This is a genomic window from Pseudomonas sp. GW823-FHT05G12, assembly GCF_058795575.1.
In genome coordinates, this window is the sequence record NZ_CM179501.1 from 986,035 (window position 1) to 1,010,931 (window position 24,897).

The following is a 24,897-nucleotide window of genomic DNA, read 5'->3' on the forward strand; positions in this document are numbered from 1 at the left end:
ATTTGAAGCCACAGGCTCAGGAGTTGTTGCAATGCTCAATGCCGAACAACGTGCAATCATCAAGGCCACTGTACCTCTGCTGGAAAGCGGCGGCGAAGCGCTGACCACCCACTTCTACAAGATGATGCTCAGCGAGTACCCCGAGGTACGGCCGCTGTTCAACCAGGCCCACCAGGCCAGTGGCGATCAGCCGCGTGCGCTGGCTAACGGCGTGTTGATGTATGCCCGCCATATCGACCAGCTGGAGCAACTGGGCGGCCTGGTCGGGCAGATCATCAACAAGCATGTTGCCCTGCAGATTCTGCCGGAGCACTACCCGATTGTCGGAAGCTGCCTGCTGCGCGCCATCGAGGAAGTGCTGGGCAAGGACATTGCCACACCTGCGGTGATCGACGCCTGGGGCGCGGCCTATGGCCAGCTGGCCGACATTCTGATTGGTGCTGAAGAAAACCTCTATAAAGAGAAGGAAGAGGCCGAGGGTGGCTGGCGCGGTACCCGTGAATTCCGCCTGGTACGCCGCGAGCAGGAAAGCAGCGAGATCGTTTCGTTCTACTTCGCCCCGGTGGATGGCATGCCGGTGCTCAAGGCAGAACCTGGCCAGTACATCGGTCTGAAACTGGACATTGACGGTGCCGAGCAGCGCCGCAACTATTCCCTGTCGGCGCTGTGCGACGGCAAGGAATACCGCATCAGCGTCAAGCGCGAGGCGGGTGGCAAGGTCTCCAACTACCTGCACGATGAGCTGATGGTGGGCGATACCCTGCAACTGTTCCCGCCTGCGGGTGACTTCACCCTGGCAGCCAGCGACAAACCGCTGGTGCTGATCAGCGGAGGGGTGGGCATTACCCCGACCCTGGCGATGCTGCAGGCAGCACTGCAAACCCGGCGCGAGGTGCATTTCATCCACTGTGCGCGTAACGGCGCGGTGCATGCCTTCCGGGACTGGATCGATGGCCTGGCGGCGCGTCATCCACAGCTCAAGCGCTTCTACTGCTATGCCGAGCCGGAAGGTGGCGCTGCGGCCGATGCCGTGGGTTTGCTGAGTGAAGACCTGCTCGCCGAGTGGCTGCCGCAGGAGCGTGACGTGGATGCATACTTCCTCGGGCCCAAGGGCTTCATGGCGGCGGTCAAGCGCCAGCTGAAGGGCCTGGGTGTGCCCGAGCAGCAGAGCCGCTACGAGTTCTTCGGGCCGGCGGCAGCGCTGGAGTGATGTAGCGCCTGTGCCGGCCTCTTCGCGGGCAAGCCCGCTCCCACAGGTATTGCACCGGTCTTGAATGTGGTGCCGTAACTGTAGGAGCGGGTTTACCCGCGAAGGGGCCGGTACAGGCCTATAGCGTACTCGTCCCCCGCTGCAGCACATCTTTCTGCCTATATATAAAGAAGAGATGAAAGCACCTGCGCAGCTTTCATCCTTAATCATCCTTTAATCACGGTATCCTTCACTCCCGGGTGTCGAGGGGCTTGCCCCTGCGCGGCACCTGGGCAGCCGTTTTTTGCCGCCCGGCGTTGAACCGACGTCGTTGCGGCCGGTCTCACCCACACTGGATAGCCCTGCGCAGTGCTTCCGCGACGCTCCCTCGGCATGCTCACAGGCCATGCCCAGCGTGTAGACTTGCGCCCAGGCAGGCGGACCACGCTGCCACTATCCATCGAAGGAACCGGCAATGAACGAACAAACATCGCGCCTGAATCGGGAACGGCGCTTTCTGGTGCTGTTGGGGCTGATCTGCCTTTCACTGATCGGCGGCGCCCTCTACATGCAGGTGGTGCTCGGCGAGGCACCCTGCCCGTTGTGCATCCTGCAGCGTTATGCGTTGCTGTTCATTGCCGTGTTTGCCTTCATCGCTGCGGCGATGCCCGGGCGCCGCAGCCTGACCTTCTTCGAGGCGTTGGTGGTGCTCAGTGCAATTGGCGGAATCGTTGCGGCGGGCAACCATGTGTATATACTCGCCAACCCCATGGTCAGTTGCGGTATCGATACCCTGCAGCCGATCGTGGATGACCTGCCACTGGCGAAGCTGTGGCCACTGGCGTTCCAGGTCGACGGCTTCTGCAGCACGCCGTATCCGCCGATCCTCGGCCTGTCGCTGGCGCAATGGGCACTTGTTGCCTTCGTGCTGACCGCCGTCCTGGTTCCGCTCGGTATCTACCGCAATCGACGCCAGGCTTAGACAAAAGTCCCGAATTGCATGGGGTCTTTTGCACCGCATGAGAAGAGGGAAAAGTTGCGCACCGCTTGATCCAGATCAACCCGCAGGCCTTGCAGGGTGCGGCTTTGAGGCCTATCAAGCGGGGTGCGACAAACTGTCGCGAAGTTGAATTATCGAGCAGCATTGTTACAGATCCTGTAAAAGACTGTTGCTCAATAAGTCATAGTCAAGGGTTGGCGACCTATCTACAATCGCCCCCAATTTCCGTTCGGCACTGCTTGCGAGTCGCAGGATTGAAGGAAGCCTCAGCGCTCCTTTTTGCTGACTTCGTCAAGTTTCGCCCAACGGCGATACCGGGCGGACACCCCTCCGCGTTTTCCCGCACCAAATGGACTTGGTCTGAAGTACAGGCCTGTTGCCTACGAAACCATAAGCACCGCTAACCCGCTTGAAGCCAAGGTCCTGCAGTCGGACCCCAGGCAGGAGCGAGTACGGGCGCGAAATGCCTCACTTGGCAGGACGAAGTGTTGGCTACCAAAACACAAATTGCATTGAAGCAAGCTGATCTAGAGGTCGTGAGATGAGTAAAAAGCGTTACCCCAGACTGTTTGGCATATTGCCCTTTTTAGGCATGCTTTTACTCAGTGGGTGCAACTGGACCCTGCTCGACCCGAAGGGCCAGGTCGGCATTGAGCAAAAGAACCTGATCCTGATCGCTACCGGCCTGATGCTGCTGGTGGTAATCCCTGTGATCATCATGACCCTGGCGTTCGCCTGGAAGTACCGTGCTTCCAACAAGGCAGCCACCTACACTCCTGACTGGTCGCACTCGACCAAGATCGAGGCCGCGGTATGGATCATCCCGATCCTGATCATCATCGCCCTGGGTTACGTCACCTACCACTCCACCCACAAGCTGGACCCTTATCGTCCGCTGGATTCGGACGTTAAGCCGATTCAGATCGACGTGGTCGCGCTGGACTGGAAGTGGCTGTTCATCTACCCGGAGCAGGGCATTGCCACGGTCAACAAGATCGTCTTCCCGGCTAACACTCCGGTCAACTTCCGCGTCACTTCCGACGCCGTGATGAACTCGTTCTTCATCCCGGGCCTGGGCGGTCAGATCTACGCCATGGCCGGCATGACCACCAAGCTGCACCTGATCGCCAACGAAAACGGCGAATTCGACGGTATCAGCGCCAACTACAGCGGTGCTGGCTTCACCGGCATGAAATTCAAGGCTACTGCCACCTCTCAGGAAGACTTCGACAAGTGGGTCGCTGAAGTCAAGCAGTCGCCGAAGAAGCTGGACAAGGCCGAATACGACGCCTTGGCCAAACCAAGCGAAAACAACCCGGTCGCGCTGTATAGCGAGGCTTCGCCTGAGCAGTTCCAGCTGATCGTCGACAAGTACGAAGGCATGAACCGCGGTCGTAGCCACGAAGAAGCAGGCAGCAAAGATCTGGCCACAACCAAGGGTGTGGAATCGAGTATGCAACCAGCTGCCGGTGCAGAGGAGTAAGAGATGTTCGGTAAATTAAGCCTGGAGGCGATACCCTATCACGAGCCGATAGTCATGGTGACGCTTGCCATGATCGCGCTCGGCGGTATCGCTGTCGTCGGTCTTATCACCTATTTCCGCAAGTGGACCTACTTGTGGAGCGAGTGGCTGACTACTGTCGACCACAAAAAGATCGGCGTGATGTACATCATCGTCGCGATGGTCATGCTGCTGCGCGGCTTTGCCGACGCCATCATGATGCGTACCCAGCTGGCTGCCGCAACCGGCGGCTCCGAAGGCTACCTGCCGCCTGAACACTATGACCAGATCTTCACCGCTCACGGTGTGATCATGATCATCTTCATGGCGATGCCGTTCTTCACCGGCCTGATGAACCTGGCGGTTCCTCTGCAGATCGGTGCACGTGACGTTGCCTTCCCGTTCCTGAACTCCCTGAGCTTCTACCTGCTGCTGGCAGGCGTGCTGCTGGTCAACATCTCGCTGGGCGTTGGTGAATTCGCCAAGACCGGCTGGGTTGCCTATCCGCCGCTCGCGGGCATTCAGTACAGCCCTGGGGTGGGTGTCGACTACTACATCTGGGCGCTACAGCTATCCGGATTGGGTACGACGCTTACCGGCGTGAACTTCCTCGTCACCGTGATGAAGATGCGCGCACCTGGCATGAAACTGATGGACATGCCGATCTTCACCTGGACCTGCACCTGGGCCAACGTGCTGATCGTCGCTTCGTTCCCGATTCTGACTGCTGCACTCGCTCTGCTGACCGTTGACCGTTATCTGGACTTCCACATCTTCACCAACGAGCTTGGTGGGAACCCGATGATGTACGTCAACCTGTTCTGGGCGTGGGGTCACCCTGAGGTTTACATCCTGATCCTGCCGGCCTTCGGCGTGTTCTCGGAAGTAACTTCGACGTTCTCTGGCAAACGCCTGTTCGGCCACCACTCGATGATTTACGCATCGGGCGCGATCGCCATCCTCGGCTTTGCTGTATGGCTGCACCACTTCTTCACCATGGGTGCCGGCGCCAGCGTCAACACCTTCTTCGGCCTGGCGACGATGCTGATCTCCATTCCGACCGGTGTGAAGCTGTTCAACTGGCTGTTCACCATGTACCAAGGCCGTGTGCGCTTCACCGCACCGATGCTCTGGACCCTGGGCTTCATGGTCACCTTCTCCATCGGTGGCATGACCGGCGTACTGCTTGCCGTTCCGGGTGCTGACTTCGTCCTGCACAACAGCCTGTTCGTAATTGCGCACTTCCACAACGTGATCATCGGTGGCGCGGTATTCGGCTACATCGCCGGTTTCGCCTTCTGGTTCCCGAAAGCCTTCGGCTTCACCCTGAACGAGAAGTGGGGCAAAGCTGCCTTCTGGTTCTGGCTGTCGGGCTTCTACGTTGCGTTCATGCCGCTGTACGCCCTGGGCTTCATGGGCATGACCCGTCGTCTGAACCACTCCGACAACCCACTGTGGGAACCCTACCTGTACGTAGCCGTTGTCGGCGCCGTGCTGATCCTGTTCGGTATCGCTTGCCAGCTGATCCAGATCGTCGTTTCGGTCCGCGACCGCAACCAGAACCTGGACGTGACCGGCGACCCATGGGGCGGCCGTACCCTGGAATGGTCGACTTCTTCGCCACCTCCGTTCTACAACTTCGCTCACATGCCTGAGAAAGTTGGTCTGGACTGCTGGCACGAAGCCAAGGAAGCAGGCGTTGCGTACAAGGCCCCGGCCAAGTACGAAGCCATTCACATGCCGAGCAACACCGCTACCGGTCTGTTCATGGGCCTGTTCCTGACCGTCTTCGGCTTCGCCTTCATCTGGCACATCTGGTGGCTGGTTGGCGCGAGCCTGGTTGCAACCATCGCTGTCTTCGTTCGCCACGCTGCACGTGACGACCAGGGCTACATGGTTCCGGCCGAAGAAGTGGCGCGCATCGAAGGCGAGCGTATGAAAGCGCTGGCCAAAGCAGGTGCTCTGCCTGCCGGCGCACGTGTCGAATCGTTTGAGCGGGTGTAATCAATGTCCAGTCAAGTAATGCACGGCGCTGCTCATGGTCACGACCATGGGCACGACGACCACCACCACGACTCGGGCCAGATGACCGTACTGGGCTTCTGGCTGTACCTGATGACCGACTGCATCCTGTTTGCGTCGCTCTTCGCCACCTACGCGGTGCTGTCCGGCAGTTTTGCCGGCGGCCCGTCGGGTCATGACATCTTCCAGCTCGATTTCGTAGCTGTTGAAACGCTGTTCCTGCTGCTGTCCTCGATCACCTTCGGCTTCGCCATGCTGAAGATGTTTGATGGCAAGAAAGCTGGCGTACTGGGCTGGTTGGCTGTGACCTTCCTGTTCGGTGCAGGCTTCATCGCGATGGAAATCTATGAGTTCCATCACCTGATCAGCGAGGGCTTCGGCCCGCAGCGCAGTGGCTTCCTGTCGGGCTTCTTCGCCCTGGTAGGTACCCACGGTCTGCACGTGACTGCTGGTCTGATCTGGATGGCAATCATGATGTACCAGATCAACAAGCACGGCATCACGCCGACCGCCAAGACCCGCATGAGCTGCCTGAGCCTGTTCTGGCACTTCCTGGACGTGGTCTGGATCTGCGTATTCACCGTCGTTTACCTGCTGGGGGTTCTGTAATGGCTAACGCACACGACACTCATCACGAAGGTAATCACGGCAGCGTCAAGTCGTACATGATCGGTTTTGTACTGTCGATCATCCTGACTGCGATCCCGTTCGGCCTGGCCATGACTGCCAGCCTGCCGAAGAACCTGACCGTTCTGATCATTGTTGCCATGGCCGTGATCCAGGTAGTTGTTCACCTGGTTTACTTCCTGCACATGGACCGCTCGAAAGAGCAACGCAACAACGTTTCGACGTTCCTGTTCACCACCCTGGTGATCGCTCTGCTTGTCGGCCTGTCGCTGTGGATCATGTTCAGCATCCACTTCGAAATGTTGGCCAAGTGAGGTAAGACTGCATGTCCGTTAAGCACTTTATCCAAATCACCAAACCGGGGATCATTTTCGGTAACGTGCTTTCCGTGGCAGGCGGTTTCTTCCTTGCCTCGAAGGGCCATGTGGATTTCGCCCTGTTCCTGGCGGTGGTGATCGGTACTTCGCTGGTGGTTGCGTCCGGATGCGTGTTCAACAACTGCATCGACCGTGACATCGACCACAAGATGGAGCGCACCAAGAACCGTGTCATGGTCCAGGGCGGCATGTCGCTGTCCCTCGCGCTGATCTACGCCACCCTGCTCGGGGTGGCGGGTTTCAGCCTGCTGTATGTCCAGGCCAACCCGCTGTCTGCGTTCTGCGCACTGATTGGCTTTGTCGTCTACGTCGGTTTCTACAGCCTGTGGCTGAAGCGTAAATCGGTGCACGGCACCTTGGTTGGCAGCCTGTCGGGTGCCATGCCTCCGGTGATCGGCTACTGCGCCGTGAGCAACAGCTTCGACCTGGCTGCGGTAACCCTGCTGGTGATGTTCAGCCTTTGGCAGATGCCGCACAGCTTTGCCATCGCGATCTTCCGCTTCAAGGATTACAGCGCTGCCAACATTCCGGTTCTGCCGGTGGCACGTGGCATCCTCGCGGCGAAAAAGCAGATCGTGCTGTACGTGCTGGCCTTCGTGCTCGCCACCCTGATGCTTACCCTCGGCGGTTACGCCGGCCTCGGCTACCTGGCCGTGGCTGCTGCCATGGGCCTGTACTGGCTGTACATGGCCTGGGGTGGTTACAAGGCCGAGGACGACAGCAAGTGGGCCCGCAAGGTGTTCGGCTTCTCCATCCTCACCGTCACTGCCCTGAGCGTGATGATGGGTGTGGACAGCCAGACCGCTGCGGACGTGCTGATGACCTACGCACGCTGAAACTGCTGCCTGTTTCACGAAAGCCCCGGCCTCTGTGCCGGGGTTTTTTTTTGGTGTTTTTCCTGTGCTGGCCTCTTCGCGGGTAAACCCGCTCCTACAAGGTTCCTGTAGGAGCGGGTTTACCCGCGAAGAGGCCAGCCCAGGAAAATATAAATCTCTGATTTTCAAACAATAGATCTGAAAAGTTCTAACAAAACAGGAAATTGTCCTTTACAAGGATCCTGTTCCGGCACTATCGTCTGATCCAGGCCGCCACATCGGCCAACGTCGCTCGGACGGTTCCGGGCGCTTACGTACTCAGAGGAAGCCATGGCCAACCCAGGTTCGCCGCGCCGCTTTGCGCGCATCGATCGTCTCCCCCCCTACGTCTTCAACATTACCGCCGAGCTCAAGATGGCTGCCCGCCGTCGTGGCGAGGACATCATCGACCTGAGCATGGGCAACCCCGATGGCGCCACCCCGCCGCACATCGTCGAGAAGCTGGTACAGGTCGCCCAGCGTGAAGACACCCACGGCTACTCCACGTCGCGCGGCATCCCCCGCCTGCGCCGGGCCATCTCCAACTGGTACAAGGACCGCTACGAGGTCGACATCGACCCGGAAAGCGAAGCCATCGTCACCATCGGCTCGAAAGAGGGCCTGGCCCACCTGATGCTGGCCACCCTCGACCAGGGCGATACGGTGCTGGTGCCCAATCCCAGCTACCCGATCCACATCTACGGCGCAGTGATCGCCGGTGCCCAGGTGCGTTCGGTGCCGCTGGTGCCGGGTGTGGACTTCTTCAACGAGCTTGAGCGGGCCATTCGCGAGTCCATCCCCAAGCCGAAGATGATGATCCTGGGCTTCCCCTCCAACCCGACTGCCCAGTGCGTGGAGCTGGACTTCTTCGAGCGCGTGGTGGCCCTGGCCAAGCAGTACAACGTACTGGTGGTGCATGACCTGGCCTATGCCGATATCGTCTACGACGGCTGGAAAGCCCCGTCGATCATGCAGGTGCCGGGTGCCAAGGACATTGCGGTGGAGTTCTTCACCCTGTCCAAGAGCTACAACATGGCCGGCTGGCGCATCGGCTTCATGGTCGGCAACCCCGAGCTGGTCAGCGCCCTTGCTCGGATCAAGAGCTACCACGACTATGGCACCTTCACCCCGCTACAGGTTGCAGCCATTGCCGCGCTGGAAGGCGACCAACAGTGCGTGCGCGACATTGCCGAGCAGTATCGCCAGCGCCGTAACCTGCTGGTCAAAGGGCTGCACGAACTGGGCTGGATGGTTGAGAACCCCAAGGCGTCGATGTACGTGTGGGCGAAGATCCCGCCGGAGTATGCGCACCTGGGTTCGCTGGAGTTCTCCAAGAAGCTGCTGGCCGAGGCCAAGGTCTGCGTGTCGCCGGGGATCGGCTTTGGTGACTATGGGGACGACCATGTGCGCTTTGCGTTGATCGAGAACCAGGACCGTATTCGCCAGGCCATCCGCGGGATCCGGCAAATGTTCCGGGCTGATGGTTTGGCTCGCAAGTAAGCCCGTTGGGGGCTGCGAAGCAGCCCCACCTGCCTCTTGGGTGAGCTTTCCGCCTGCCTTCTGGTTACCCGTACGCCTACCGTCAGCACTCATTTCTCACCAAAGAGATCCCCCATGAGTGTCTTCACCGCCTACTTCTGCGGCACTGGCTCGCACCGTTTCGACGACGCCAATCCCAATTTCTGGAATGGCGAGCTGGTCTCGACCCTGGCCAGCAACGACCAGAGCCGGGAATTCGCCCACTGGATCGCCGTCGACGGCCCAGGCAGCGGCAACCTTCAGGATGACAACCTGTTCGTCGAACCCGGCGGCTATTTCAACTGGACCGGCCAGCTGTTTGGCCGCGGCTGGGAGGAGAATGTCAACCATGTGCTGCAGGTCATCAAAGGCGAAAGCAGCTGGCGGCGCACCAAGCTCAGTGAGCAGGAATACGAGCGGCTGAAAGCTGCCGGTGTGCCCATTCCGGACGTGTCTTCCTCCGCCTCATGGTTCTGGCGAACCTACGACTACGGCGATCGCCACCCGACCCCGCAGGAACTGCAGGAGCGCATCATCAGCATGTTCCGCAAACCGCGCCTGCCAACCCAGGTCAACCTGGTGGGCTGGAGCAGGGGAGGGATCAGCTGCCACATGCTGGCCAATGCCATGGCGCAAGACCCGGTATTGCGCGGCATACCGGTGAACATATTTGCCATCGACCCGGTGCCTGGCGTCGGTAACGTACAGGCCGAGCGCGTAACCTTGGCGGACAATGTCAAAGAGTACGTAGGCTTCTACTCAAGGGATGAGCGCTCCAAAGGTTTTGCCTGCGTGATCCCTTCGGTCGCCAAAGAAACACGGATATGCGTTTACCCGATGCCGGGCCGCCATGCCACGCTGGTGGGCAACGCCTCGGCTGATGGCGCAGGCGATGGCAAGGTGCTGACCGAACCTGGGCTGATCGTTCGCCACTTTGCCGAGGTTTGCCTGACCCGCTGGGGCGTGCAGCTGGACAAACGCCTGGCCTTGAGCAGCAGCCAGTTGATGAAGTATCACCAGGTCATGGCGGCTGCCGACAGGCAGTATCAGGCCATGCGCAGTAAGTCCTACACGGTACTCACCGAGGGCGATGAGAACGATCGTCTGGTGCATTGTGGTGAGGCGCATACGCAATTCAGCAGGGTGCAGGGGGGTGGCTACGAGCCGAGCGCAGGCCTAGGTTTGCAACGTTGGGATGCAGAGACCTACCAGCCCATCTGCTGACTGAAAAGGGGGCGGCCGGCGAAGGTATTGGCCGTCCTTGTCCGGCAGCCGGATCAGCGGCATTTTTTTTTGCATTCCCCCTCTATCCAGCGGCCCCTGCTTGGATTAAAAATGGCGCCGCGGGCCAGTCCCGATAACAACAACCTTCCCTCCGTGACATCATGTCTGAATATAACCCTTGCCTTGACTGCGGCGCCTGCTGCGGGTACTTCCGTGTGTCCTTCTTCTGGGGCGAATGCCAGTCTGCCGGGGGCGTAGTGCCGGACGACCTGGTGGTACAGATCAACCCCACGCGCGTTGCCATGATCGGCACCGATGCCAAGCCCTGCCGCTGTGTCAGCCTTCAGGGCGAGATCGGTAAAGAGGTGGCTTGTACGATTTACGCCAACCGTTCCAGCCCGTGCCGCGAGTTTGATGCGTCGTGGGAGGGTGGGGTGCATAACCCGAGCTGTGATGATGCGCGGGCGGCGTATGGTTTGCCGCCGCTGACCCCGCCAGAGGCCAACGAGCCGCATTGGCCGGATGATGGGGCTGAGGTGGCCTGAAGTATCGATCAGCCTGACGTGGTCGATGTGTGGCCTTGTGTCGCGAAAGGGCCGCACAGCGGCCCCAGGCATCAGCGGCATCGCGAGAATTGCCAGGGCTGCTTTGCAGCCCTTTCGCGACGCAAGGCCGCTCCCACAGGTAGCGTGAAAGGCTCCTGGCCTGTAGTGAACCTGCCAGCGACGGGCTGCAAAGCTGCCCCGAGATGCCTGAACCCTGCACTTGACGTTAAACTGTCATCTCCCCAGCAATGGACAGGAGATCCGGCGTGACCCCACCCCGCAGTTTCCCCAGTGACCTCTGCCTCGACAGCCCACGCCTGCAACTGCGCCCCATGCGCCATGCCGATGCCGCGCAGTGGCTGGCGATCATGGCCGACCCCGAGGTCATGCGCTATTGGCACCATGCACCCTGGCAAGACCTGGCCGAAGCCGAGAGCGCCCTGGCCGCCGACCGCGAAGCCTATGCCAATGGCGACCAGCTCAAGCTTGGCATGTACCGCCGCGACAACGGCGAACTGATCGGCATGGTCCAGCTGTTCAACATCGACGACATTTCCCGCCGTGGCGAAATCGGCTACTGCCTGGCTAGCGCCGTGCAGGGCAGGGGCTACATGGACGAGGCTCTGACCTGCTTCATCGACTACCTCGCCCACACCCTGCACATGCGCCGCCTGGAAGGCGAAATCGATCCGCGCAACCAAGGCTCGGCACGCACCCTTGAGCGCCAGGGCTTCGTGCTGGAGGGCACCTTGCGGGCGCGCTGGTGCGTGGCGGGTGAGCTGTCCGACTCTGGCATTTACGGCTTGTTGCTCGAACCACCTGTTGCATAGTCTTACGGCGAATAGCTACTATTCGGGAACAATTCTCACTTGTGTCCCGGTGCCCCATGCCCGTAGCCGACTCACCGAGCCCGTACCCGCTAGAACAGCTGTACAGCGAGCACCATGGCTGGCTTTTCAGCTGGCTACGTCGCAAGCTGCGTTGTTCGCACAGCGCAGCCGACCTGGCCCAGGACACCTTCGTGCGCATCCTGGCCTCGCGTGATGCCTTGCTGGGCATGCGCGAGCCACGCGCCTACCTCAGTACCACTGCACGCCGCCTGTTGATCGACCGGGTGCGCCGACAGCAAATCGAAGAGGCCTACCTCAGCGAACTTGCCTTGGCTGCCGAGGCGCTGGAAGGGCACCAGTCTCCCGAAAGCATCCTCATCACCCTCGAAGCGCTGGAGCAGATCGCTTTCCTGCTGGAAGGCCTGCACGTGAATGCCCGCGAGGCCTTCGTCGGTTACTACCTGGACGACCTGACCCAGCCTCAGATTGCCAAACGCCTGCAGATTTCCCCACGCATGGTGCGCAAGTACCTGGCCCAGGCCCTGATCCATTGCCACCGCACGCTGGACATTGCCGAACCGTGAACCCCTCGCGTATCGAACAGGAAGCTGCCGAATGGGCCCTGTGCCTGGGCGAGGGTGAGCTGGATGCCGACGAGGCGCGTGAGTTCGACGCATGGCTGCAGGCCGACCCACGCCACGGCGCCACCTTGCGCCGCATGCAAGGGGTGATCAGCCAGGTGCAGGCACTGCGCGAGCAACGCGGCCCGGTGGGCGCCGGGCTGCGCGCCGGCGTACGGGTTTCGGCGCCAGGCTCGGGCGCACGGCGCACTTTGCTCGGTTTGGCCCTGGCAATCTCCTTGCTGGGCACACTGAGCCTTTCCGGTGGAACGCCGCGCGACTGGCTGGCCGACTTGCATACCGCGCCGGCGGAGTGGCGCAGCCAAACCCTGGCAGATGGCTCGCAGCTGACCTTGGCCGGCAACTCTGCCGTGGATGTCGAGTTCAGCACTGGCGAGCGGCGCATCCGCCTGCTGCATGGCCAAGTACTGGTGGATGTCAGCCATGACCCGACGCGACCCTTCGTGATACAGACCGACGAAGGCAGCTTCAAGGCGCTGGGTACGCGCTTCGTGGTCAGCCAAGGCCACGCTCGCAGCGAGCTGACCATGCTTGAGTCCCGGGTCGAGGCGCGCACTGCCGTGTCCGGCGATCAGTTGGTCGTCGGCCCGGGCGAGCGGGCATGGGTGGCGCGTGACGGGCTTGGCCCGTTGCCGGCCATCGACCCGGCGCGGGTCGATCGAGCCTGGCAGCATCACCAGTTGGTGGCCGACGGCGTACCGCTCGACCAGGTACTCGATGCCTTGGCCGAGCAACGTCGTGGCGTGCTGCGCTTCGACCGCCAGGCAATGCAGGCGATCAAGGTGTCGGCGGTACTGCCTCTGGATGACAGCGAAAGGGCCCTGCGCCTGCTGGCCGAGGCGCTGCCGATTCGTATCGGCGGCGTTGGCAGCTGGTGGACCACGGTCGAACCCGTCTCACGAGAAAATTGATCCAGGTGGTTCCGCTTCTGCGCAGTGGCCCGTCAGAGAAGAGGCCAACCGATCAAGAACAAGGAGCCGATCCACCATGCGCCGATTCCCTGGCCACCCCGTCCTCAGCCCGCTAGCCCTGGCCTTGCGCCTGTCCTGCGCCGGGCTGGCCCTATCTGTTGCGGCCCTGCCGGCCGTCGCCGAGGAGGCCGCCCGCCGTAGCTTCGAAGTGCCCGCCGGCGACCTGGCCCAGGCGCTTGGTAGCTATGCCCAGCAAGCCGCCGTGTCGCTGGCCTTCACCCCTGAAGCACTGGCCGGCCTGCAAAGCAACGGCCTGCATGGCCTGTATTCGGTGGACAGCGGTTTTGCCGTGTTGCTGGCCGGCAGTGGCTACCGGGTAGAGCGTAGCGAAAACGGCTACCGGCTGGTGGCCGAGCCGCAAGCGGCGGTGAGCAGTGACGCGATGGAACTTGGCGTGACCACAGTAGCCGGGCAGGGCATGGGCCAGAGTACCGAGAACACCGGCTCCTACGCACCGGGCCTGATCAGCGTTGGCTCCAAGACCCCGACCAGCCTGCGCCAGACGCCGCAATCGGTGTCGACCGTGACCCGCCAGCTGATTGAAGACCAGCAACTGACCGACATCAACCAGGCGATGAAAGTGACGCCGGGCATCGTCACCCAGAGCACCACCTTCCGCACCCAGGACTTCATCTCGCGGGGCTTCAGTATCCAGAACCTGCAGATCGACGGCGCTGCACCGCAGGCGCTGGGGACCGCCATGGGTTCGTTCTATTCATCGAACATCTTCGAACTGGCCGAGTTCGACCACATCGAGGTACTGCGTGGTACTGCTGCGTTGTATGGTGGCTCGGGTGACCCGGGTGGCATCATCAACATGGTGCGCAAGCGGCCGACTTCCTTTAACCAGCTGAAGCTGACCCTGTCGGCCGGTAGCTGGGACAACTATCGCCAGGAGTTCGACCTGTCCGGCCCGCTGGGCTGGGATGGTCGCGTGCGCGGTCGCCTGGTGATGTCCAACACCGATCGCCAGTATTTCACCGACAACCGCGCCACCGAGCGGCCGTTGGTGTATGGCGTGCTGGAGGCGGACGTTACGGACGACACCATGCTCACCTTCGGTGCTCGCTACAACAAATCCCACGAAACCGGCAGCAACAGCGCGGTGCCGCGCTACAGCAATGGTGCTGACCTGAACCTGCCACGGCATACCGGCCTGACCAAGAATTGGGCCTACCTCGACGCCACCGCGCGCGAGTACTTCGCCAAGGTGGACCACCGATTCAACGACGACTGGAAGCTCAACCTCAGCTACACCAACACTTGGGACCTTGGGCTGTTCAAGACGGCGACCACACTGAATGCAGTAGACCCGGTGACCAATACCGGGGCGACCTGGTACGGCACCTCGACCCGCCAGGAGAACGAGCAGCACCTGTATGACGGTAACGTCTCTGGCCACTTCCAGGCCTTTGGTCTGGACCATGAAGTGGTCTTTGGTGCCGATTACCAGAAGATCGACAGCCGGTGGCTGGGCACCGCGCCTTATGCCGCCTCGGGCGCGCCGGCCAACGTGTTCGACCCCGACAGCTCGGCGTTCGACGACCCCGGCAACGGGCGTGACTACAAGCGCGACTACAGCCCCAACTCGCAACGCCAGTACGGCCTGTACGGCAGCCTGCGTTTGCAGCTGGCCGAACCCCTGCACCTGATTGTCGGTGCGCGTGCACAGCGCTTCCACTTTTGGCAGACCTACACCAACAACCTGACCTCGCCAGCAAGTATCTCCAGCCCGGAGCAGCGTATAGGCACGAAGGTCACCCCGTTCGGTGGCCTGGTCTACGACCTTGACGATCAATGGTCGACATACGCCAGCTATTCGGAAATCTACAAACCGCAGTCCAGCCGAATCAGCGGCCCTGCGCAAAGCGGTTCGCCGCTTGAGCCCATGACCGGCAAAACCTACGAAACCGGCCTCAAGGGTGAGTTGTTCAACGGCGCACTCAACGCCAGCGTGGCGCTGTACTACAGCACCCGCGAAAACGAAGCGGTGCAAGACCCGAACTTCCTGGTCACCAACGCCGGCTTCTCGGGCAGCTGCTGCTATGTGTCCAACGGTAAGGTGGTGAGCAAGGGCATCGACATGGAGCTGTCTGGCGAGCTGCTGCCGGACTGGATGCTGGTGGGGGGCTACACCTTCAACCTGAACCGCAACCGTAGCGCCGATGCACCGCTGAGCACGGTGATGCCAAAGCACCTGTTCAAGCTGTACAGCACCTACCGGCTGCCGGGTATCCTCAGCGACTTCAAGGTCGGCGGTGGCGTGCAGGTGCAAAGCGCCACGTACATGAGCGGTACAGTGAATCGCTACGACAGCAGCGGCGCGCTGGTTGAGCGAAACGTGCCGTTCGACTTCGACCAGAGCGGGTATGCGATCTGGAACGCGTTGGTCGAATACCGTGTCGATGATCACTGGAACGTCACGCTCAACGGCAACAACCTGTTCGACAAGAAGTACTACGAAACCGTGGGCACTTCGACCTATGGCAACTACTATGGTGAGCCACGCAACTTCATGGTGACCCTGCGCGGCACCTATTGAGGGTTTGGAAGCGGGGCAGGGCCTGGGTTAAGGTCGTAGGCTGTCCCGTTTCTCTCAGGAATCCCCTTTGCCCGCTTTCTACCTGAGTATCAGCCTGCTGCTGTATTTGCTCGCCCTGTTCTTCGATGGCGCGCTTATGAGCGGCGAGCGTCATATGCCGGCCCTGCAGATGCTGCTGTACGGGCCATGGGGCATGCCGTTCGGCTTGTACCAATGGTTTGCCAACCCGCTGCTGGCCCTGGCTATCCTGGCTCATCGGCGGTTTCGCCGGCTGGCCTTGCTGGCCGGGCTTGGGGCGGCGTATCTGGCCGCCAGCAGTTTTGGCATCGACCGCTTGCCGGATAACAGCAGCTATGAATTTCATGACCTTACCGGCTTTGGTGCTGGCTTCTACCTGTGGCTGGTAGCGATGGTGGTGTTTTGCCTGGGGCAAGCCTGGTTTTGCTGGAAGGCGCGAAGGGCTGACGACGTGCCAGGCTGGAACTGGCTTGATGTCGCCTTGATTGCCGCCCTGGGGGTAACGTTGTATGCAGCGACGCAAATGCCCTCGCTGCGCTTCGAGCCAGGCAAGGTGCTGATGCCCCCGGAGCAGCCGCAGACGTTTTGATACCCACAAGGAGGGTCAGCATGATCAAGCATTACCTGGCGGGCCTGGCACTGGCTTGCGTGCTACCGCTAGCGATGGCGGACGATTACACGGCGGCCTACGGGCAGTGCATGGACAAGGCCTCCAGCACCGTGGCCATGAGCGCGTGCATCGGGGCCGAAACGCAAGTGCAGGACCAGCGCTTGAACCGGGTGTACAAGCAGTTGATGGGCAAGCTGGATGCCGGGCAGCAGAAGAGCCTGCGGGATGTGCAGCGCAAGTGGCTGGCCTACCGTGATGGCAATTGCCAGTTCCATGTACAGGCCAGTGGCGGGACCCTGGCGCAGCTGGAAGGTGGCAGCTGCATCATGGACATGACCCGCGACCGCGCTGCGGAGCTGGAGCGGGTGCTTAGCCCGGGGCAGTAACGCCTGTTCAGGCATGATTGGCCCACATTTGCAGGCGCGGGTTCAGTCGCGAACATCGGCTTTGCCGGTGTCATGCACCGCGTTGCCTTCTTCGCGGGTAAACCCGCTCCTACAGGGTGCTGGTTCTATTTGCGCGGTTGGCGCAGCGCCCGGGCCTTGAGGTACTCGCGTACTTCCACGGCATCCCCGGCAAACTCGATGCGCTCGGCCTTGGCTGCGCGCTGGTAGGCATACATCGGGTCGTAGTACTCGTTCAGCAAGCCTTCGATCCAGCCCCGGTGCAGGTCTACTGCGCCGCTGTGCTGCTGCTCTTCCAAGGCTTCGCGCAGCATCTCGGACAAGCGCTGATGGCGCTCTCCACCTAAACGCTTGTAGATATTGGCCATGCTCTGCAGCATGCGCTCGGCAAACAGCCGGGGACCGTCTTCTTCGCCATGCACGGCCTTGAACTCGGCGCTCAGGTTGACCACGTAGTCGCGCAGGATGCGCTCCACGCGGTTGGTGAAGCTGTCTTCAAGCCACACCAGCGGGTAATGCTGCATGCCTTGGTACAACTCCAGCGGCACCGTGCAGCTGCCAACAATGCGGCCTTCATCTTCCAGAACGAACTGCCCGATACCGCGGGCGCGCTTTTTCAGCACGTCGATTGCCAGCTGGTTTTCAAAGTCGATCTGCGCCGGTTGTGCCGTGGCACGCTTGCCGAAACTGGAACCGCGATGGTTGGCGTGGCCTTCAAGGTCGAGCACGTTGTCCAGCTGGTGCAGCACATCGGTCTTGCCAGTACCGGTCAGTCCACCGACCAGTACGAAATCACATTGCTCCACCGCTTGCTGGGTTGTCTCCAGCAGGAAGGTACGCATGGCCTTGTAGCCGCCTTTGACACGCGGATACTGAATACCCGCCTCATCGCGCAGCCAGCCCTGCACGATCTGCGATCGCAGGCCACCACGGAAGCAGTACAGGTAACCGTCAGGGTGGGCCTTGGCAAACGCTGCCCAGGCCTCCAGACGGGCCTGCTTGGTGGCGCCACTGACCAGCTGGTGGCCCAGGGCGATGGCGGCGGCCTGGCCCTGCTGCTTGTAGCAGGTGCCGACCTTCTGCCGCTCCTGGTCGTTCATCAGCGGCAGGTTTACCACGCCAGGGAAGGCGCCTTTGGCGAATTCGACGGGGGCGCGCATGTCCATCATCGGCACGTCGTCGAGGAACAGCTGACGGAAGTCGGTGCAGTCGGGGCGCATCAGATCACCTCGACCGCATGGCTCTGTCGCTCGACCAGCTTGCCGATCGGGGACAGTTTCAGGCCCAGTTCGGCAGCCACGGTGAGGAACTCGGCTTCACCCTCCGGGGCAACAGCTACCAGCAAGCCACCGCTGGTCTGCGGGTCGCACAGCAGGTGCTTCTGGTCGTCGCTCAGGGCGCCGATCTTGTGCCCGTAGCTGTCATAGTTGCGCAGGGTTCCACCAGGGATGCAGCCTTCGGCCAGGTAGTGGTCGACGCTAGCCAGGCGTGGCACGGCGGCGTAGTTCAGGTGCGCGGTGAGGCCGCTGCCTTCGGCCAGCTCGACCAGGTGGCCGAGCAGGCCGAAGCCGGTGACGTCGGTCATGGCCTTGACCCCGTCCAGCTTGCCGAAGCGGCTGCCCGGCGTATTGAGGGTGCACATCCAGTCACGGGCCAGGCCTTGGTCTTGCACACGCAGCTTGGCCTTCTTTTCGGCAGTGGTGAGGATGCCGATGCCCAGGGGCTTGGTCAGGTACAGCTGGCAGCCCGCGCTGGCGGTGTCGTTGCGTTTGAGGTGGCGTTTACTGACCACCCCGGTGACGGCCAGGCCAAAGATCGGCTCGGGCGCGTCGATCGAGTGGCCGCCGGCCAGCGGGATACCCGCTTCGGCGCACACCGCACGGCCGCCGCGGATGACTTCGCGGGCGACTTCCGGCGGCAGCACGTTGACCGGCCAACCGAGGATGGCGATGGCCATCAGCGGGTCGCCGCCCATCGCATAGATGTCGCTGATGGCGTTGGTGGCGGCAATGCGGCCGAAGTCGTAAGGGTCATCGACGATCGGCATGAAGAAGTCGGTGGTCGAGACCACGCCGCGCTCGTCGTCCAGCGCGTACACTGCTGCATCGTCGCGCGATGCGTTGCCGACCCACAGTTTCGGGTCCAGGGCCTGGGTGCCGCTTTCGGCAAGGATCACGTCCAGCACCTTGGGGGAGATCTTGCAACCACAGCCGGCGCCATGGCTGTACTGGGTCAGGCGAATCGGCTCGCTCATACGCACCTCTGCAGGTCAAATTGTTGCGCGATTGTAGCAAAGCTGGCCTTTGGGCCCTTGCCTCTTATAATTCCCGGTGTCGGCAAATGTGTCGGCACTTCCCCGCTATTGAACCGGAGAACACCCATGCTCAACCGCCCCCTGGCGCTCGCCGCCGGCCTCGTGCTGTCTTGCTGTGCCGCTGTCGTTCAGGCCGCAGAAACCCTGCGGGTCAGCGCCATTCCCGACGAAGCGCCGACCGAACTGCAGCGCAAGTTCAAGCCTTTGGGTGAGTACCTGGCCAAGCAACTGGGCATGGAGGTGAAGTTCGTACCCGTGGCCGACTACCCGGCGGTGGTCGAGTCGCTGGCCGCAGACCGCCTCGATCTGGCCTGGCTGGGGGGCTTCACGTTCGTTCAGGTGCACCTGAAGGACCCGACCGCCACTCCACTTGTACAGCGTGAGCAGGACGCACAGTTCACCTCCAAGTTCATCACCGCCAACCCCGACGTGAAGAGCCTGAGCGATCTGAAGGGCAAGTCGTTTGCCTTCGGTTCCATTTCGTCTACTTCGGGCAGCCTGATGCCGCGTTACTTCATGCTCAAGCAGGACAATATCAAGCCTGAAGAGTACTTCAGCCGTGTGGCCTATTCTGGCGCCCATGATGCCACCGTGGCCTGGGTGCAGGCTGGCAAGGTCGATGGTGGCGTGCTGAACGCCAGCGTGTGGCAAAAGCTGGTGGATGCCGGCAAGGTCGACACCACCAAGGTGAAGGTGTTCGCCACGACCCCGACCTACTTCGACTACAACTGGACCGTGCGCGGCAACATGGACCCGGCGTTGAAACAGAAAATCAAGAAAGCCTTCCTGGACCTCGACCCGAGCAACCCGGAGCACAAGGCGATCCTTGACCTGCAGGCCGCCAGCCGCTTCATCGAGACCAAGCCTGAGAACTACAAGGGCACCGAACAAGCTGCACGCGAGGCCGGCCTGCTCAAGTGACAGCTTCGAATGCAGCAATCCATCTGCACGGTGCCAGCCTGCGCCATGGCCAGGTACGCGCGCTTGACGCGGTGAGCCTGCGTATCGCGCAGGGCGAGCGTGTCGCCATCATTGGGCCGTCGGGGGCGGGCAAGTCCAGCTTGCTGCACCTGATGGCCACGGCCATTCAGCCCAGCAGTGGGCGCCTGGAGTTGCTTGGCGAGCAGCCGTGGGCACTGTCGGCAAGGGCACGCCAGCGACTGCGTGCGCGGGTTGGCCTGGTGCATCAGTCGCCGCCTTTGCCACCGCGTCAGCGGGTGGTGACCGCAGTGCTGGCGGGTCGCCTGGGGCAGTGGGGTACGCTGCGCGGCTTGCTCAACCTGCTGTATCCCAGCGATGTGCCGGGGGCGCGCCAGGCCTTGGCCGAACTGGGCCTGGCCGACAAGCTGTTCGTGCAGTGTGGACAGTTGTCCGGTGGCCAGTTGCAGCGGGTGGGCATTGCTCGGGCGTTGTACCAGCGCCCGCAGGTGCTGCTGACCGACGAACCGGTGTCGGCCATGGACCCGGTGTTGGCCGACCACAGCCTGGCCTTGCTCAATCGCCATGCCCAGGCCACTGGCGTGACGTTGGTGGCGAGCCTGCACGCCGTAGAGTTGGCGCTGGCGCATTTTCCGCGGGTGATTGGTATTCGGGAAGGGCAGGTTGTGTTCGACTGCCCGGCCGAAGCGGTCACCGAGCAACTGCTGGACGCGCTATACGCCAACGAACAACTGGCTCCGCCGCCAACCCAGGGGCCGACCCTGACCGTGCAGATTCCGCGATGCTGAAGACCGACGCCCGCGACCCGGCGCTGCTGCCGCGGATGCTGCTGGCCCTGTTGGCGGTAGCAGTACTGTGGCCGGCTATCCAGACAAGCGAACTGAACCCCGGGGTGCTGTTGCAGGCGGACAACCGTCAGCAGATTGCCAGCTTTACCAGCGCCTTCTGGCCGCCGGCACATGATGCCGATTTTCTTGCACTGCTATATGAAGCCACCTTGCAGACCCTGGCCGTGGCGACTGCCGGCATGGCGCTGGCGTTGTTGTTGGCGATCCCGGCTGGCTTGCTGGCCAGCCGTGCCTTGTCCTTGCGTGCTGCTTCACGCGGCGGGCGGGCCGGGTTGTGGTCGCGACTGTTGCGCCTGCCGGTGCGCGGGCTGCTGATTTTCCTGCGTAGCGTGCCGGAGATCGTCTGGGCGTTGCTGTTCGTGCGCGCCGTGGGGCTGGGGCCGACGGCGGGCGTACTGGCTATCGCCATCACCTACAGTGGCATGCTCGGCAAGGTTTATGCCGAAATATTCGAGTCGGTCGACCAGCGCCCGGCGCATGCCTTGTTGCAGGCGGGCAGTGGCCGGCTGGCGGCGTTTTTCTACGGCATCCTGCCCAATGCTGCCTCCGAAGTGGTGTCGTATACCGTGTACCGCTGGGAGTGCGCGGTACGGGCTTCGGTGGTGATGGGCTTTGTCGGTGCTGGCGGGCTAGGCCAGCAGATCGACCTGTCGATGCGCATGTTTGCGGGTGCGCAAGTGGCGAGCATGCTGTTGACGTTCTTGTTGCTGGTGATCCTGGCCGACCTGCTCAGCCGCCTGCTGCGCTGGAGGCTGGCATGAACCGGGTGATCAACTGGGTGCTGTTGGGTGCCATCGTGTCAGCGGTGGTGGCCTCGTTCGCATACCTGGAGCTGGACCTGCACGCACTGGTCGGCAATGGCGGGCTGGGGCAGATGGGCGAGTACGCCGGGCGCTTCCTGCAGCCGGATCTGTCTGCGGGGCACCTCAAGGCGGTGTGGCGCGGGGCGCTGGAAACCCTGGCCATGTCTGGCATGGGCACCTTGTTGGCAATGGTATTGGGGATGTTGCTGGCACTGCCGGCGGCGGGTCGCTTCGGTTGGCCGTTGCAAGGGGCCGCGCGTTTGCTGCTCAATGCCTTGCGTGCCATTCCTGAACTGGTGTGGGCAGCGCTGACTGTGCTGGCGGCTGGGCTGGGGCCGAATGCCGGTACTCTGGCTTTGGCGTTGCACACCGCTGGCGTGCTGGGGCGGTTGTTTGCCGAGGCACTTGAGAATGCCCCGCCCGAGCCGGCGGCGGCGATCCGTTTGCAGGGGGGCAGCCAGGTGGCGGCGTTCTGCTTTGGTACCCTGCCCAACCTGTGGCCGCAGTTGCTGGCCTACAGCTTGTACCGCTGGGAGAACAACATCCGCATGGCCAGCGTGCTCGGGTTCGTCGGGGCGGGCGGGTTGGGGCAGATGCTGTACACCACCTTGAGCCTGTTCCAGGAGGCCCAGGCCAGCACGGTGATCATCGGTATGCTGGTGTTGGTGTTGCTGGTGGATGTGTCGAGTGATGTGTTGCGTCAGCGCTATGTGCGGGCCTGACGGAAAGCCCGGGCTGCAAAGCAGCCCCGACATCTCTCAGGCGTCTACAGCCTCGGCACACTGCGCCTCCCGCTGCATCGACTCCAGGTTACGCTCGATCGTCTCGCAGATGGTATCCATCTGGATCTGATGCTCGCTGAACCTGAACGGGCTCTGCAAGTCCGTGCCGATCCGCTCGATGGCCAGCAACATGAACCCTACCACCGTCGACGCCAGCGGCGTGAACCAGCCCAGCGACTCCACCAGCCCCACCGGCACGATCAGGCAGAACAGGGTGATGAACAGCCGTGGGAAATACACATAGGGGTAGGGCAATGGCGTATTGGCAATCCGCTCCATGCCGCCCTGGGCGTTAGACAGATCTACCAGCGTCGACTCCAGCCGCGCCAGACGAATGCTGTCCAGCCGCCCGGCCTGGTATTCTCGCGCCAGCAAGGCTGCCGAGCCGCCGAGAATGTCATTGGCGAAATTGTTCGAGCGGTTGCGCCGTTCGAACTCCGCCGGAGGGATGAAGGCCATCAGCTCCTCCGGGCAGCTTTCGCCTTTCAAGTGCGCCGCCAGGCAGTTCACATAGGCGATATGCCGGCGCAGCAGGGTGGCCTTGACCGGGTTCAGGCCGTCATCCGGGTCATCGATCAGCGTCAGCGTCTGCCGTGCGAAGCTGCGCGAACTGTTCACCAGCGCGCCCCACAGGGTGCGAGCCTCCCACCAGCGGTTGTAGGCGCTGCTGTTGCGAAAACTCACCAGCACCACCAAGGCTGAGCCCAGCAGGGTCAGCGGGATCAGTGGCAGGGTGAACTTGCTGTTCAAGAACAGCATGAAATCGATGGTGACCAGCACATCCCAGATCAGCAGCCAGAACAGCGACCAACCGATATAGCCGATGGTCTTCACCACCAGGCGGTACTTGCGGGCGATGACGTCTTTCACGTGGGGGCACCTCGAAACGCGGGGGATGCAGGATGGGACGCCGAGGCTCGTCGAAGGTTCGAGGGTTGAATGTTGCAAGGGATTTTGTAGCTGAAACGAAGGGAAAACTCCGACCAGCCTATCAGATGTGCCTGAATTCCTGATTCAGCTCAAAAACGACAGAGTGGGTCGCTTCAATCCTTGAATGGGTGTATCCATAAGGATACGATTGGGTGACCACTTGATGTTTCTCGTTGAACAGACGGAAAGCTTTGCCGCTTGGCTATCGAGCTTGAGAGATTTGAGGGCCAGGCTGGCGATAGGTCGTAGGCTGGAGCGAGCAGCGGCGGGCAATCTTGGTGACTTCAAGTGGCTTGGAGGCGGTATTGGTGAGCTTCGCATCGACGTAGCTGCCGGTTATCGCATCTATTTCACGCAAAAGGGGCAGAGGTTGGTTTTACTGCTGGTCGGCGGCGACAAGTCCACCCAGGCCGCCGACATCCTCAAAGCCAGAAAGCTGCTGAAGGAGATGAAATGAGCGAAAAATTGATCCCGTTTGATATGGCAGCCTTGTTGAGCAGCGATGAGGCAATCAGTGAATACCTTAGCCAGGTGCTATCAGATGGCGATACCGAGGAAATCATTCGAGCACTTGGCCATATCGCTCGTGCACGGGGCATGACACATATTGCTACGGAGAGTGGGCTGGGTAGAGAAAGCCTGTACAAGGCGCTGAGCCCTGGCGCGAAGCCTCGTTTTGACACTGTATTGAGGGTCATTCGTGCTCTGGGGGTGGACCTTCTCGTTCAGCCACATGCAATGACCCGCTGATCCAGCTCGGTTAAGTCAATATTTGCTTCATCTGCACCAACGCCACCCGCGTGCCATCCCACGCCTGCCGCTCCTCGATGCCGAACGGCATGAAACCCAGTTGTGGATAAAGCAGCAAGCCTGCGGTGTTGTGATTGAAGCATGACACCCAGACCTCCCGGGCGCTGTACTGCTGGCGGGCGAGGTCGATCATTGCCGTTACCAGATAACGCGCTACACCAAGGCCGCGGGCGCTGGGGGCCACCACTACGTTGCCCAGGGCACATAGGCCGCCATGTTCGGCTTTGTAGAAATTGGCGAAGGCCAGGACAGCGCCGTTACCTTCCACTACCGTGGAGCCGCTGCGTTGGGCTATGGCGTCGCTCAGCTGGTTGGGGGTGAGGGGGTAGGTGGCTTTGGGGAACATGTAGAACAGTTCGTCCGGGCTCTGCGGGAAGCTGCAGATAACGGGGATGTCTTCTGGCCGGATGGGGCGGTGGGTCAGGTGCATGGCAGGTCCTTCTCGCGTTGGCTGGCAGGGCCTCTTCGCGGGTAAACCCGCTCCCACAGGTACTGCACAAGGCTCAAATCCTGTGCAGGCCCTGTAGGAGCGGGTTTACCCGCGAAGAGGCCATCAGCCTCACATCATAGGCCGCTTTTCATCCAACACCGCGCCCCG

The 24,897-nt window shown here is 61.6% G+C and carries 26 protein-coding genes; 22 read left to right on the forward strand and 4 right to left on the reverse strand.

All coding sequences use genetic code 11. The features are described from left to right. Positions 1-31 precede the first annotated feature (31 nt). From hmpA to AC3RCM_RS04555, 16 genes are all read left to right on the forward strand, one after another. Positions 32-1,210: an NO-inducible flavohemoprotein gene (gene hmpA / locus AC3RCM_RS04480; RefSeq protein ID WP_064491317.1), complete on the forward strand. Its 1,179-nt coding sequence runs from the start codon at positions 32-34 to the stop codon at positions 1,208-1,210. Between the two features lie 454 nt (positions 1,211-1,664). Next, positions 1,665-2,171, forward strand: a complete 507-nt coding sequence (locus AC3RCM_RS04485; protein ID WP_003248609.1) for a disulfide bond formation protein B — start codon at positions 1,665-1,667, stop codon at positions 2,169-2,171. Positions 2,172-2,730: 559 nt separating this feature from the next. Further along, positions 2,731-3,672 (forward strand): ubiquinol oxidase subunit II, encoded by a 942-nt coding sequence (cyoA, locus tag AC3RCM_RS04490; protein WP_003248605.1) that lies wholly within the window; start codon positions 2,731-2,733, stop codon positions 3,670-3,672. 3 nt (positions 3,673-3,675) lie between these two features. Continuing rightward, on the forward strand, positions 3,676-5,694 hold the full coding sequence (gene cyoB, locus AC3RCM_RS04495; RefSeq protein WP_010952047.1) for a cytochrome o ubiquinol oxidase subunit I: 2,019 nt from the start codon (positions 3,676-3,678) through the stop codon (positions 5,692-5,694). 3 nt (positions 5,695-5,697) lie between these two features. Continuing rightward, positions 5,698-6,321 (forward strand): cytochrome o ubiquinol oxidase subunit III, encoded by a 624-nt coding sequence (gene cyoC, locus AC3RCM_RS04500; protein ID WP_010952048.1) that lies wholly within the window; start codon positions 5,698-5,700, stop codon positions 6,319-6,321. Continuing rightward, positions 6,321-6,653, forward strand: a complete 333-nt coding sequence (gene cyoD / locus AC3RCM_RS04505) for a cytochrome o ubiquinol oxidase subunit IV (protein ID WP_003248599.1) — start codon at positions 6,321-6,323, stop codon at positions 6,651-6,653. Before cyoC ends, cyoD begins: the two co-directional genes overlap by 1 nt. 11 nt (positions 6,654-6,664) lie before the next feature. Then, positions 6,665-7,552 (forward strand): heme o synthase, encoded by an 888-nt coding sequence (cyoE, locus tag AC3RCM_RS04510; protein WP_492629392.1) that lies wholly within the window; start codon positions 6,665-6,667, stop codon positions 7,550-7,552. A 309-nt stretch (positions 7,553-7,861) separates the two neighbouring features. Then, positions 7,862-9,070 (forward strand): alanine transaminase, encoded by a 1,209-nt coding sequence (gene alaC, locus AC3RCM_RS04515; RefSeq protein WP_004576357.1) that lies wholly within the window; start codon positions 7,862-7,864, stop codon positions 9,068-9,070. A gap of 114 nt (positions 9,071-9,184) precedes the next feature. Beyond that, positions 9,185-10,312, forward strand: coding sequence for a hypothetical protein (locus AC3RCM_RS04520; RefSeq protein ID WP_198748022.1), 1,128 nt, complete (start codon positions 9,185-9,187; stop codon positions 10,310-10,312). Positions 10,313-10,473: 161 nt separating this feature from the next. Then, positions 10,474-10,857 carry a YkgJ family cysteine cluster protein gene (locus AC3RCM_RS04525; RefSeq protein ID WP_003248590.1) on the forward strand — a complete coding sequence of 128 codons (384 nt, stop codon included), beginning with the start codon at positions 10,474-10,476 and terminating at the stop codon, positions 10,855-10,857. Between the two features lie 266 nt (positions 10,858-11,123). Further along, positions 11,124-11,687, forward strand: coding sequence for a GNAT family N-acetyltransferase (locus AC3RCM_RS04530; RefSeq protein WP_003248588.1), 564 nt, complete (start codon positions 11,124-11,126; stop codon positions 11,685-11,687). Between the two features lie 56 nt (positions 11,688-11,743). Next, the gene (locus AC3RCM_RS04535; protein WP_012051229.1) at positions 11,744-12,271 is read left to right on the forward strand and encodes a sigma-70 family RNA polymerase sigma factor; all 528 of its coding nucleotides are present in this window, start codon (positions 11,744-11,746) and stop codon (positions 12,269-12,271) included. Then, a complete protein-coding gene (locus tag AC3RCM_RS04540) occupies positions 12,268-13,239 on the forward strand; it encodes a FecR family protein (protein WP_457252015.1) in 972 nt (323 codons plus the stop codon). The genes AC3RCM_RS04535 and AC3RCM_RS04540 overlap by 4 nt, the downstream gene beginning before the upstream one ends. Positions 13,240-13,315: 76 nt before the next feature. Further along, the gene (locus tag AC3RCM_RS04545; protein ID WP_492629393.1) at positions 13,316-15,841 is read left to right on the forward strand and encodes a TonB-dependent siderophore receptor; all 2,526 of its coding nucleotides are present in this window, start codon (positions 13,316-13,318) and stop codon (positions 15,839-15,841) included. 67 nt (positions 15,842-15,908) lie between these two features. Further along, positions 15,909-16,448, forward strand: coding sequence for a hypothetical protein (locus tag AC3RCM_RS04550; RefSeq protein WP_064491321.1), 540 nt, complete (start codon positions 15,909-15,911; stop codon positions 16,446-16,448). A 20-nt stretch (positions 16,449-16,468) separates the two neighbouring features. Continuing rightward, entirely contained in the window at positions 16,469-16,855 is a 387-nt protein-coding gene (locus AC3RCM_RS04555; RefSeq protein ID WP_492629394.1) for a lysozyme inhibitor LprI family protein, read from the forward strand. 125 nt (positions 16,856-16,980) lie between these two features. On the opposite strand, the gene mnmH is transcribed toward AC3RCM_RS04555, so the two are convergent. Together mnmH and selD are read right to left on the reverse strand one after the other, a co-directional pair. Continuing rightward, positions 16,981-18,093, reverse strand: a complete 1,113-nt coding sequence (gene mnmH, locus AC3RCM_RS04560; RefSeq protein WP_064491322.1) for a tRNA 2-selenouridine(34) synthase MnmH — start codon at positions 18,091-18,093, stop codon at positions 16,981-16,983. After that, a complete protein-coding gene (gene selD / locus AC3RCM_RS04565; RefSeq protein ID WP_064491323.1) occupies positions 18,093-19,127 on the reverse strand; it encodes a selenide, water dikinase SelD in 1,035 nt (344 codons plus the stop codon). The genes mnmH and selD overlap by 1 nt, the downstream gene beginning before the upstream one ends. Positions 19,128-19,253: 126 nt before the next feature. On the opposite strand from selD, the gene AC3RCM_RS04570 reads away from it, so the two are divergent. Genes AC3RCM_RS04570 through phnE form a run of 4 tightly spaced genes read left to right on the forward strand, consistent with a single transcriptional unit; the run spans position 19,254 to position 22,499 of the window. Further along, a complete protein-coding gene (locus AC3RCM_RS04570) occupies positions 19,254-20,108 on the forward strand; it encodes a putative selenate ABC transporter substrate-binding protein (RefSeq protein ID WP_010952054.1) in 855 nt (284 codons plus the stop codon). Beyond that, on the forward strand, positions 20,105-20,914 hold the full coding sequence (locus AC3RCM_RS04575; RefSeq protein ID WP_409320461.1) for a phosphonate ABC transporter ATP-binding protein: 810 nt from the start codon (positions 20,105-20,107) through the stop codon (positions 20,912-20,914). The genes AC3RCM_RS04570 and AC3RCM_RS04575 overlap by 4 nt, the downstream gene beginning before the upstream one ends. Further along, positions 20,908-21,735: a PhnE/PtxC family ABC transporter permease gene (locus tag AC3RCM_RS04580; protein WP_409320462.1), complete on the forward strand. Its 828-nt coding sequence runs from the start codon at positions 20,908-20,910 to the stop codon at positions 21,733-21,735. Before AC3RCM_RS04575 ends, AC3RCM_RS04580 begins: the two co-directional genes overlap by 7 nt. Beyond that, positions 21,732-22,499, forward strand: coding sequence for a phosphonate ABC transporter, permease protein PhnE (gene phnE, locus AC3RCM_RS04585; RefSeq protein WP_104886665.1), 768 nt, complete (start codon positions 21,732-21,734; stop codon positions 22,497-22,499). The genes AC3RCM_RS04580 and phnE overlap by 4 nt, the downstream gene beginning before the upstream one ends. A 36-nt stretch (positions 22,500-22,535) precedes the next feature. On the opposite strand, the gene AC3RCM_RS04590 is transcribed toward phnE, so the two are convergent. Continuing rightward, positions 22,536-23,429 (reverse strand): bestrophin family protein, encoded by an 894-nt coding sequence (locus tag AC3RCM_RS04590; protein WP_014861462.1) that lies wholly within the window; start codon positions 23,427-23,429, stop codon positions 22,536-22,538. A 223-nt stretch (positions 23,430-23,652) separates the two neighbouring features. Here AC3RCM_RS04590 and AC3RCM_RS04595 point away from each other — a divergent pair, with 223 nt between their 5' ends. Both AC3RCM_RS04595 and AC3RCM_RS04600 read left to right on the forward strand, forming a co-directional pair. Continuing rightward, positions 23,653-23,946: a type II toxin-antitoxin system RelE/ParE family toxin gene (locus AC3RCM_RS04595; protein ID WP_003248568.1), complete on the forward strand. Its 294-nt coding sequence runs from the start codon at positions 23,653-23,655 to the stop codon at positions 23,944-23,946. Then, entirely contained in the window at positions 23,943-24,239 is a 297-nt protein-coding gene (locus AC3RCM_RS04600; RefSeq protein WP_003248566.1) for an addiction module antidote protein, read from the forward strand. The genes AC3RCM_RS04595 and AC3RCM_RS04600 overlap by 4 nt, the downstream gene beginning before the upstream one ends. A 10-nt stretch (positions 24,240-24,249) precedes the next feature. On the opposite strand, the gene AC3RCM_RS04605 is transcribed toward AC3RCM_RS04600, so the two are convergent. Then, a complete protein-coding gene (locus AC3RCM_RS04605; RefSeq protein ID WP_003248564.1) occupies positions 24,250-24,729 on the reverse strand; it encodes a GNAT family N-acetyltransferase in 480 nt (159 codons plus the stop codon). Positions 24,730-24,897 lie beyond the last annotated feature (168 nt).